Below are 11,076 nucleotides of genomic sequence, written 5' to 3'. Positions count from 1 at the left end.
GTCCCCGCCCCGTCCGCGTACGCGCTCGACGCCGCCGTCGAACGGCAGCTCGGGGCCGCCACCGCCGGCACCTACCTCGACGCGAAGACCGGGAACCTGGTCGTCACCGTCACCACCGACCGGGCCGAGGCGCAGGCCCGCGCCGCCGGGGCCACCGTCCGTCGGGTGGCCCGCAGCGCCGCCCAGCTCGACGCCGTGATGGAGACCCTGGAGGCCGAGGCCAAGATCACCGGCACCTCCTGGGGCGTCGACCCCCGCACCAACCGGGTCGCCGTCGAGGCCGACTCGTCCGTCTCCGCACGGGACATGGCCCGCCTCGAAGCCGTCGCGGAACGGCTCGACGGCGCGGTCGACATCAAGCGCGTACCGGGCGTCTTCCACCGCGAGGTGCTGGGCGGCGGAGCGATCTACGGCGGCGGCAGCCGCTGCTCGGCGGCCTTCAACGTCACCAAGGGCGGGGCCCGCTACTTCGTGACCGCCGGGCACTGCACCAACATCTCCGCCAACTGGTCGGCCAGCTCCGGCGGTTCGGTCGTCGGTGTCCGGGAGGGCACCAGCTTCCCGACCAACGACTACGGCATCGTCCGCTACACGGACGGCTCGTCGCCCGCCGGGACCGTCGACCTCTACAACGGCTCCACCCAGGACATCGGCTCCGCCGCCAACGCCGTCGTCGGCCAGGCGATCAAGAAGAGCGGATCCACGACGAAGGTGACCTCCGGCACGGTCACCGCCGTCAACGTCACCGTCAACTACGGCGACGGGCCCGTCTACAACATGGTCCGCACCACCGCCTGCTCGGCCGGCGGCGACAGCGGCGGCGCGCACTTCGCCGGATCCGTCGCCCTCGGCATCCACTCCGGCAGCTCCGGCTGCTCGGGCACCGCGGGCTCGGCCATCCACCAGCCGGTCACCGAGGCGCTCTCCGCGTACGGCGTGACGGTGTACTGAGCCGCCACCGCCACTGTTCGACCCGCCCCGCCCGGACCCGCGCACCCCGGTCCGGGCGGGCCTGTGCGCGGCGGCGATATCCGGTGTCGGGCGGGTCGGGGCGGCTGGCAGGCTGAGGCCATGGACCGGTCTCCCGCAGTGCGCGTCGCCCACACCTCCGAGCTCACCGCCTCCGAACGGGGCCGGATCCGCGGCCTGCTCGACGCCGCCTTCGACGGCGATTTCAGCGACGAGGACTGGGAGCACTCCCTCGGCGGCGTCCACGCCCTGCTGTGCGACGCGGCCGGCCGCCCGATCGCCCACGGCAGCGTCGTCCAGCGCCGGGTCCTGCACGCGGACCGCTCCTACCGCGCCGGATACGTCGAGGCCGTCGCCGTCCGCGCCGACCACCGCCGCGCGGGCCACGGCCACCGGGTGATGGCCGCCCTGGAACACGTCATCGACACGGCCTACGACTTCGGGGCGCTGTCCGCCTCCGACGCCGGCGCGGCGCTCTACGCGGCCCGCGGCTGGCAGGTGTGGCCCGGCAGGCTCGCCGCCCTCGGCCCGGCCGGCCCCGTCCCGCTGCCCGAGGAGGAGGGCACCACCTACATCCGCCCCGCGGCCGGAGGCGCCCTGCCCGCGGCCGGCCACCCGCTCCGGTTCGACTGGCGTGAGGGCGACCTGCTCTGACGGGGGCGGCGCTGCCGAGCTCCTGATGATCGATGAAGGGGCGCTCCGGCGACGGCCGGACGTTCTTCAGGGCGTCGCGCCGCAGGAAGGGGTCGGTCGCACACTCACCACAGTCGCCTGTGGCGCGACGACCATGCCCTCGGCTTCGGTGCGGACAGTGATGTTCCGCCGGTCGGCGCCGATCAGTTCACCGCAGACGACTCCGCTCTCGGTCCGCAGCTCCACCGGATGCGTGGGAGCGGCCTTGGTCGTCATCCAGGCGAGGACGAGTGCGCCGACGACCAGCACGACCCCCAGCACACAGCAGGCGGTCGCCCGACCCAATGCTCGCCTCACACGGGACACCTCCTGCTCGGTCCACCGCCGCAACTCCTGACCGCCGAGCAGAATCTCGCGGCCCGGCGCCCCGTGAGCGGCTCGGACCGCCAGCAGAGAACCGATGAGCAGCAGGCCGAAGGACGACATCACCAAGCCCGCAGCCGTGTTGCGGGCCCAGTCAGGCAGTGCCGTCAGGTCGTCCCTGCCCTTCAGCAGCACGAGCACCGCCAGAAGTGCGGTGAGCCCCGTGAGGCCGGTACGCCAGCCCTCGGCCTGTTTTCGCAGCTCCGGAAGGGTCGTGAACTCCAGCTCGCGGGCGAGCTCGGCCCAGCGACGATCGGAGTGCGCGGTCACCGGCTCATCCGCCAGCTCGCCCCGCACCCGCGGAACGATGTGTCGGGCGGGCACTCCGGATGCGAGTGCCCGCACTCGCAGAAATGCACCTCGTTGGACAAGGGACCAGGCGCGATCGCCGATGTGCTCGTCGACCGTCCTCCGCGCAGCAGATCAAGAAGACCTTTTCCACCGGTTCCCGGAATGCCCCACGGGAACAGCGTCCGTGTACGGCCATGGCAGCGTGGACACGTCCCGGAGACGAGCACCCCTGCGTTCCCCGGTTCGGGCCGCTGGGTGAACGGACCGGGATCGACCTCACCGAGATCCTCCTCGGCGTAGACCAGGCCGTGGTCGTGCGGTCGGCTGTGTGCCATCGTCATCCACCGTTCTCGTGTTCGGCGACGGGTGTCATGTCCAGCCCGAACATGTCCGCGTACGCGACCAGTCGTTCCCTGACCCACTCGGCCGTCTCGCCCACGGCCTGGGCGCAGGCGACGAGGCGTTCCGGGGTCACAGGTCCCCCGATCGAGGGCAGCCTTCCGTCGAACCCCTCGGAGAGGACGGCCAGGTCCTGCCAGCGAGGCACGACGTCGGGAACGTGGGGGATCGATGGCTCCGCCTGCTCCAGAGCCAGGTACGGCGTGATGCGGCGCCATGTGCTGGCCACGGACTCCCCGAGATGCCCGGCGATGCTCACGAGGTCGAGGGGCAGCAGGGGGGATCCGGCCGGGGAGACGCGGTGGCCCGGGTCCACGGTCGCGGCGTCGTGGGTGCCCGGCGGCGCGTCGTCGGGGAGCGCGGCCACGGCCTCGGCCGCAAGCTCCGGCACGAGGGCGCCGATGGCCCGCAGCGGCGCCAGCGTCTCGAACGCGGAACGCACGCCGATATGGCGGGCCTGGGCGTAGGTAACGAGCTCATGAGGGGTGAGCGTGGTCCAGCGGGGGCTCTCGAACCACTCGGAATCATCGTCCTCGTCGGAATTGGTATCGATCAGGGCCGCGGTTTCGTGCCAGGTGGGGCTGAACTTCTTCAGCGGGCCGGGAAGCTCCGGTGCCACCAACTCGTCGCCGAGATCCAGCTGCCGGGCGGTCCTGCGGGCGGTCTTCCACAGGTACGAGAGGTTCAGCCCCAGTTGCTGACTGGCGGTGAACAGGACGGCAGATGTGGCTGGCACCGGGTAATCGGCCCCCTCGAACGAGGGATCCGTGCCGGAGAACGCGTACCTACTGGGCGTCGGCAGGCCGTCCCAGGCCCGCAGGAGGTGAGCCGCGTCGGCCAGATCCACCCCGACGGCACGCAGGTCATCGACGAGCCAGGAGAGGGTCTCCCACGACATCTCGTAGTGCCGGGCGTACGCGAGGTCCCGCAGGGAGACGCCGTCCTCCAGACGCACGTCGACATCGTGGAGCCATCCCACGAGCTCACCCGCGTCGGGGGACGGTGTCTCCCGCCTGCCGGGCGAGCCCTTCTTGTAGCGCCGTCGGTGGAACAGGCCGAGAGCCTGTGCTTCCTCCGCGAGGATCCGTTCGGCCCGCCGCAGTGGGATCTCCCATACCGCCGCGAGGTCGATGGTGGCAGCCCAGGGCAGCCACGGGCCCTTGCCGCCCTCATCGACCACGTAGCGTCGCAGGAGGGGAAAGAGCTCGTCCGGTACGGCGGCCCAACGGTCGACAGCGGCCGGATCGGGTACCGGGCGCAGCCAGCCGAAGGCGGCTGTCCGGCGCTGTACTTCACGAGGGCTGACCCCCAGGCGTTCGGCGACCGTTCGGATGTCCCAGGGCGACGCCACCGGCCTCCAGGTCGTCTTGTCATTCTTGAGATAGAGGAGGGCCAGTTCGTCCTCGGTGCAGACGTGGTCCCGGTGCCGGTCGGGAACGGCGAAGGGCAGGCCTGCCACCAGCGGGGCGAATTTGGCGCAGGCATCCGCCAGTTCTCCCAGGCTCCGACCGTGCTTCGCCGAGGTACGCACGATGCCGCTGAGGTCCCCGGGCCGATGCCGGTAAAAGATGTCGCTCGTTGACTCCCGCATGGACAGCGCCCGGCCGTCGGCCGTGAGGACGGGTGAGTCCCAGGGTTCGCGATCCGGTCCCAGAAGACCGTCCATGATGTGCAGATCCGTTGCGTCAGGCGTCCAGCCGAGGGCACCGGGCCGGGCCGTCGGACCCGCGAACCGGGGGTGGGCGATGCGCATGCCGCGGGTGGCGCGCAGCACATCCGACAGAGGCACGTGCTGCCGGCCGGCGATCACCACCGCATTGCGCCAGTCGCCCTTGACCTCGGCGGCGATGTCCGACCAGCCCGGCTGAGGAACCGGGTGCCCCTCGAGCGACAGGGGCCCGGCCTCACGCTGCCTCCGCTGGCTCGGCCCCAGGGCGGCGGACCGCCAGGGCCGTACCGCGGCACGAAGCCGCCTATCCTCGCCGTAATCGCGTTTCGTGCCGCCCAGATGCGCGTCGAGTTTGAACCAGCCGACCTCGTCGAGATCGACCCAACGGCCGTACTCGTCCGACGCCCGTACATTCCGCCCCTGCCACTCCTCCCAGAGAATCCGGGCGGTCGTGGAGTGCCGGGACTCCATGGCCCACAGCCAGCCCAGACTCAGCTCGGTCCAGTCGGCGAGGGCCGCGGCCCCCCGGCGTATCTGCTCGCGCGCCCACCGGACGTCGTAGTGTTCCAGCTTGTTCCGGTTGACGCTGAGTCGGCCCGCCTGCTCGCCGGACAGGTTGAGAACGTAGCCGAACGTACGCTTGTCGGTGGCGATGCCGTCGCAGACGATCGCCCCGTCCCCCTCGACCCACCACAGGACACCTGGCACCGCTTCGACGGCGGAGCCCGCCTTGATGGCGAGTACACCCCCCGACTGAAGCCGTCCGGGCTCCCACACGTCCGCCCAGCCGTGCTCGCCCCGCACCTCCAGACCGAACTCGCTGATCAGCACCAGGGACCGCAGCGCCGACCCGCAGGAGCTGCCGCTCATGCCCGAGGAGTCACGGAGGTAGAGTCGTACGCGAGTCCCTCCGTCGGGCAGGACCACTCCGTCGCGCTCGTCAGCCTCCCGTACGCGGAACAGGCTGCCGCTGACGGGAATCTCCACGCGCAGGGCCCGCTCGGCGGGGCGCCCGTCGGGGCCCACCGGCCGGGTGAGGACCGTCATCTCGTCGGCGAGCATGAAATAGCTGAACACCCCAATACCGAAACGGCTGTTGGGGTAGAGGCGCAGGGCTCTGTCCTGCCGGAGCCAGGCGGCCTGCTCACGGCGGAAGGCATGGGACTGGTCGAATCGGCGGCCTGCACGGGTGAAGGTGTTCCTGAGCTGGTCGACGGTCATGCCCACGCCGTTGTCGACGCACTCGACGTAGTGACCCCGGTCGTCCTTCCCGGTTTCAATGCGGATGCGACCCTCCCATGGGCGGGGTTCCTTTCCGCAGGCACGGAGGTAGCGGATACGCATGTCCCGGTAACGGCAGGCGTCCAGGGCGTTCTGGTACAGCTCCCGCAGGGCCAGATCGCTCTTGCCGTCGTACAACTGCTTGCCCATCAGCAGCCGTCGGATCTCCGTCTGTGCCAGGGAGAAGCGCGAGAGAGGTACGTCGTAGGCGTCCAGGCCGCCCTGCTCGTCCGGGCGCAGCCGGTGGTCGGTCAGCCGTGCGGGCAGACCCCCCAGCAGGGCGGCCTCGTCGATCGGCAGCCGCCCGGCGGTCTCCCTGAGCAGGTGACCGAGTTCGTCGGCGTCCTCCACCACGGAGGCGAGCGCGGAGTGGACCGCCGGGTGGGTGCACACGGCGTCCAGATGCAGATACGGAGACGCGTTATCTCCGCGGTCAGGATCCCAGACGGCGTCCCGAAGCACGGTGATCACCTCGCGGGGCACCACCGGGTCGGATACGGCGAGGTGCTCGGCGACGACCTCCGGCAGGCGCCGGGCGTCGAAGGCGAGCAGCCCCGCCAACCGCAGAAGCGCCGCGAGGGGCCGGATCCGCAGGCGCTGCGGAGTCCTTCGTACGACATGACGCTCGGGAAGCGTGAGCCGCTGTTCCTCGGGCGGGGCTCCGAGGACGAGACCCGCGGCGACCGTGCGCAGGGCCGTGGCCAGTTGGGCGGCCCTGCCGGTCGGCACTTCGCCCGCGGAAGGGGGAGCGGCCTCCAGCAGTTGGTAGACGAACCCGCTGACCCATCCATCGGGCACGGCCTTCTCGTCGGTGGCGAACCGTTCGCCGATCCACCGGTGCACGAGCCACAGCATGACGGCGTCGTGGTCGTCCGACGGATCTGTCTCCCACCAGTACCGGTCCGCGAGTTTCTCGGCGATCTGCGGGTGATACTCCGTGATCTGCTCGTAGTGGCGCCGCTGGTCGTCGGCGTCGGTCATGCGGTCCATGAGCCGCGGGCTGAGCTCGGCCGCCTGGCTCAGCCGGTCGGCCCAGGCCGCCTCGTGCAGAAGGACGCCGGCGATCAGCGCGGTGACCTCAAGGGCGGACAGTTCGGCGTCCTTCGGCAGCAGCGACGGCAACCGGTCGCGCACCAGGCGTACCGGATAGTCGTCGTCGGCCCAGGGGTCGGGCAGCCGTTCCTGCGCGTGATGGACATGACGTGCCACTTCCGCGGCGAGCCGGCCGAGGCAGTCCTGGAGAGAGCCGATGGAATCCCGGTCGCCGTGCACCACGTGATCCCAGAGCTCCGGCGTGCGCACGACATCCTGCCAGGCCTCCAGCAGCCGCCTGCCGTGGGCGACCTCCCTCGACCTGGTCTCCGCTTCCAGATCGCTGCCGTAACGGATCCCCACCTGCTGCTGTCCGGCCCGCGCCCGCCGGGCCAGGGACTGTGTCTCCCGTTTGACCGCCCGGTACACCTGATCCACTGTGGCTGCCTCGGTCAGGGGATCGAACGCGCGAGCAAGGGCCAGCGAGAAGAAGCTGCCCGCCTCGGCGAACCCACTGCGCTCCCCGGGCGCGCACCCGGTCATCATGGCGAAGCCGACGTGCGGCGGTCCCTGGGTGATGTGGCTGCCGAACGCGCTGCTCTCTTCGCCCTCGTCCGCACGGCAGGCGTCGATCAGCCACAGCACGGTGTCGGCACGGCAGTTGCCCAGATACTTGCTGATGTCGGCGTCCAGCAGGGATTCACGGACATGCGGCTGCTCCCAGCCGCTGCCGTTGCCCCCGGCCCCTGCCTCGTTCCCTGCCGGGGCGAGGGCGTCGGCAGGCACCAGATAGTCGATGTTGCCGATGCGAACGCCGTGACCGGTGAAATAGATCAGCAGCGTGCTTCCGGCGGTCGCCGCGCTCGACAGTGCGGTGATGCGTTCGGCGATCTCGTTGCGCGTCGGATCACGCAACGACTCCACGGTGTAGCCGCTGCCACGCAGCGCACCGCTCATGACCCGCAGATCAGCTTCGACGGTCGCGCCCAAGGGCTGCAGCCGCTCCTTTGCTCCGGGGTTGTCACCCACGCCGATCAGAAGAGCTGTGCGCTTGAAGTCCCTCATCCGCCCCCCCGGGTCCCACTGAAGGATCACATGATCTCACCAGACCTTGGGCGTCGAGAATCTCAGCAGCGAGGAGGAAGGCTCCTCGGTGCACGGGCGCTGGTCCAGGGGCTGTGGACGAACCGCTGCGGTGCGGCCGTCTCAGATAGTAGGAAGTCCGAGTAACTGTGGAGACAGGACGGCCCGACTGTCCTAACTTGGTAGGAGCCGAACGAATCGCTCGATCGAGCGACTGTGGCGGATGTGGGTGCACGCCCCGAAGCAGGTAACCCCCTGCGGCGTACGCTCCCCGCTCCTTCCGGCGCCTCGAAATCCGATCCCGGCCCGGCCTCGGCGCCGCACCACGATGTGCGGCCTGCCCCCGGCATCCATGCGATCTCAAGGAGTCGATCCATCATGGCCACCACCACAGCCCGTCGCGTCCGTCACGCTCCCCGCCAGTCCGAGTCGGACCGCAAGAACGCCGCCGCCGCTCTCCAGCGCGCCCTGGACCGCCGCGACAACGGCGGCTCGACCGGTCACTGAGCCGCCCGCGTACCACTCGACCCCACCCCGAACGCCCCGAACACTCTTGCGCCTCGTCCGCATGGTGGACGCCGGATGTCATGGGGTGGGACGCACCGTTAGGCTTCCGGCATGTCTCGCAGCATCGATCTCGCAGTGATCCCCGGTGACGGAATCGGCCAGGAAGTCGTGGCCCAGGGCCTCAAGGTCCTCAACGCTGTCCTCCCGCAGGATGTGAAGCTGGAGACCAAGGAGTACGACCTCGGCGCCCAGCGCTGGCACCGCACCGGCGACACCCTCCCGGACGCGGAGCTGGAGGCCCTCAAGAACCACGACGCCATCCTCCTCGGCGCGATCGGCGACCCGTCCGTGCCGTCCGGCGTCCTGGAGCGCGGGCTGCTGCTGAAGCTGCGTTTCGCGTTCGACCACTTCATCAACCTGCGGCCCTCCAAGCTCTTCCCGAACACCGCGACCCCGCTCGCCGGCCGCCCCGACATCGACTTCGTCGTCGTCCGCGAGGGCACCGAGGGCCCGTACACCGGCAACGGCGGCTCGCTGCGCACCGGCACCCCCGCCGAGGTCGCCACCGAGGTCAGCCTCAACACGGCGTACGGCGTCGAGCGCGTGGTCCGGGACGCCTTCGAGCGTGCGGCGGCCCGCCCGCGCAAGAAGCTGACGCTGGTCCACAAGAACAACGTCCTCGTCTACGCCGGCCACCTGTGGAAGAACACCTTCGACCGGGTCGCCGCCGAATATCCGCAGGTCAGCACCGACTATCTGCACGTCGACGCCGCGACGATCTTCTTCGTCACCCAGCCGGAGCGCTTCGACGTCATCGTCACCGACAACCTCTTCGGCGACATCCTGACCGACCTCGCCGCCGCCGTCTCCGGCGGTATCGGCCTGGCCGCCTCCGGCAACATCAACCCGACGGGCGCCTTCCCGTCGATGTTCGAGCCGGTCCACGGCTCCGCCCCCGACATCGCGGGGCAGGGCAAGGCCGACCCGACCGCCACGGTCCTCTCCGTCGCCCTCCTGCTGCGCCACCTCGGCTACGAGACCGAGGCCGTGCGCATCGAGGACGCCGTCTCCGCCGACCTCGCGGAGCGCGACGGAGCTGCCGCGACGCGCACCACCGACGAGATCGGCGACGCCCTCGCGGTACGCGTAGCGGGCTGATCCGACGACTCCCTTCGAAGCCGCCGGGTCAGCGAAAGCACCCGGCGGCTTCACCTGTGCGGCCCCCGGGTGCCACCATCGACCTCTGGACCGCATCACACCATTTCGTGCACGGCCCCCCACAAGCGATAATCGAACGCGGGGCCGTGGCTCGCGGTAAAGCTCGGACGTCCTAGGACCTGACCGAAAAGCGTCGGGCACGAACAGGCGTGAGCGCGGTCCATCACACACAAGACCGGTGAAGGACACGCACTCATGACGACGCCCACGATCGAGCTCAAGCCCTCCTCGAACCCGCTGTCCGACGCGGAGCGCGAGGCGATCCTGGCCAACCCCGGATTCGGCCGGCACTTCACCGATCACATGGTGACCATCCGCTGGACCGAGGGCCGGGGCTGGCACGACGCCCAGCTGGTCCCCTACGGCCCGCTGTCGCTGGACCCGGCCAACATGACCCTGCACTACGCGCAGGAGATCTTCGAGGGCCTCAAGGCCTACCGTCAGCCCGACGGCACGGTCGCCTCCTTCCGCCCCGACGCCAACGCCCGCCGCTTCCAGCGCTCGGCCGCGCGCCTGGCCATGCCCGAGCTGCCCGTCGAGACGTTCATCGAGGCGTGCGACGCGCTGGTGCAGCAGGACAAGGCGTGGGTCCCGGCCCACGGCGGCGAGGACTCCCTCTACCTGCGCCCCTTCATGATCGCCACCGAGGTCGGCCTCGGCGTGAAGCCGGCCAACGAGTACCTCTTCCTGGTCATCGCCTCGCCCGCCGGCGCCTACTTCCCCGGCGGGGTGAAGCCGGTCTCCATCTGGCTCTCCGAGAACCGCGTCCGCGCCGTTCCCGGCGGCATGGGCGACGCCAAGACCGGCGGCAACTACGCCGCCTCCCTCCTCGCCCAGGCCGAGGCCGCCGCACACGGCTGCGCCCAGGTCGCCTACCTCGACGCGGTCGAGCACAAGTGGGTCGAGGAGCTCGGCGGCATGAACCTCTACTTCGTGTACGCCCAGGAGGACGGCTCGAAGAAGATCATCACCCCGTCCCTCACGGGCTCGCTGCTCGCCGGCGTCACCCGCGACTCCCTCCTCAAGGTCGCCCGCGACCTCGGTTACGGCTCCGAGGAGGGCCGGATCTCCATCGACCAGTGGCGCGACGACACCGCCAAGGGCACCCTCGTCGAGGTCTTCGCGTGCGGCACGGCCGCCGTCATCACCCCCGTCGGCCTGGTGAAGTCCGAGGGCGGCGAGTGGGCCCAGAGCGACGGCCGGCCCGGCGAGGTCACCATGAAGCTCCGGGATCGTCTTCTCGACATCCAGCGCGGTGTCGTCGAGGACACCCACGGCTGGATGCACCCGCTCGGCTAGGGGTCTGTCCCCGGACCGTCAGGGCCCGCATGCTCCGGCATGCGGGCCCTGACGGCGTGAGCGGCTCCTCGCGGTCCGGACCGCGAGGCCGGCGTGCCGGATCAGGGCGTACCGGGCTCCCGCCCGGTGCGGGCTCTCCGTTTCCGGAGGATAGAGCCCCGCTCGAACCGTGGTGGAGATGACTTCCGCGTGCCCTTGATCTGTCGTTAGAGTGGCACTCTAACCCTCTCGACCAGGAGCCCCCATGCCCGTCGCCCTGTCTCTTATACACA

7 protein-coding genes are annotated in these 11,076 nt (G+C 70.4%); 5 read left to right on the top strand and 2 right to left on the bottom strand.

The genetic code is table 11. The features are described from left to right. Window positions 1–951: S1 family peptidase (locus HET64_RS30450; RefSeq protein WP_215110373.1), on the top strand; the 951-nt coding region annotated here is incomplete at its 5' end. 120 nt (window positions 952–1,071) lie between these two features. Next, the gene (locus HET64_RS30445) at window positions 1,072–1,623 is read left to right on the top strand and encodes a GNAT family N-acetyltransferase (protein ID WP_215110372.1); all 552 of its coding nucleotides are present in this window, start codon (window positions 1,072–1,074) and stop codon (window positions 1,621–1,623) included. A gap of 66 nt (window positions 1,624–1,689) precedes the next feature. Here HET64_RS30445 and HET64_RS30440 read toward each other — a convergent pair whose 3' ends face one another. Both HET64_RS30440 and HET64_RS30435 read right to left on the bottom strand, forming a co-directional pair. Beyond that, the gene (locus tag HET64_RS30440; protein WP_215110371.1) at window positions 1,690–2,295 is read right to left on the bottom strand and encodes a hypothetical protein; all 606 of its coding nucleotides are present in this window, start codon (window positions 2,293–2,295) and stop codon (window positions 1,690–1,692) included. Between the two features lie 358 nt (window positions 2,296–2,653). Continuing rightward, window positions 2,654–7,762 (bottom strand): caspase family protein, encoded by a 5,109-nt coding sequence (locus tag HET64_RS30435; RefSeq protein ID WP_215110370.1) that lies wholly within the window; start codon window positions 7,760–7,762, stop codon window positions 2,654–2,656. A gap of 396 nt (window positions 7,763–8,158) precedes the next feature. Here HET64_RS30435 and HET64_RS39715 point away from each other — a divergent pair, with 396 nt between their 5' ends. From HET64_RS39715 to HET64_RS30425, 3 genes are all read left to right on the top strand, one after another. Beyond that, window positions 8,159–8,287, top strand: a complete 129-nt coding sequence (locus HET64_RS39715) for a hypothetical protein (protein WP_097965575.1) — start codon at window positions 8,159–8,161, stop codon at window positions 8,285–8,287. Between the two features lie 111 nt (window positions 8,288–8,398). Further along, window positions 8,399–9,445 carry a 3-isopropylmalate dehydrogenase gene (locus HET64_RS30430; protein WP_215110369.1) on the top strand — a complete coding sequence of 349 codons (1,047 nt, stop codon included), beginning with the start codon at window positions 8,399–8,401 and terminating at the stop codon, window positions 9,443–9,445. A 255-nt stretch (window positions 9,446–9,700) separates the two neighbouring features. Further along, the gene (locus HET64_RS30425; RefSeq protein WP_215110368.1) at window positions 9,701–10,804 is read left to right on the top strand and encodes a branched-chain amino acid aminotransferase; all 1,104 of its coding nucleotides are present in this window, start codon (window positions 9,701–9,703) and stop codon (window positions 10,802–10,804) included. Window positions 10,805–11,076: the final 272 nt, after the last annotated feature.

Origin of the sequence: Streptomyces sp. McG3, from assembly GCF_018619185.1 — a bacterium.
GTDB lineage: Bacteria > Actinomycetota > Actinomycetes > Streptomycetales > Streptomycetaceae > Streptomyces.
This window is presented reverse-complemented; position numbering and strand designations above follow the sequence as displayed.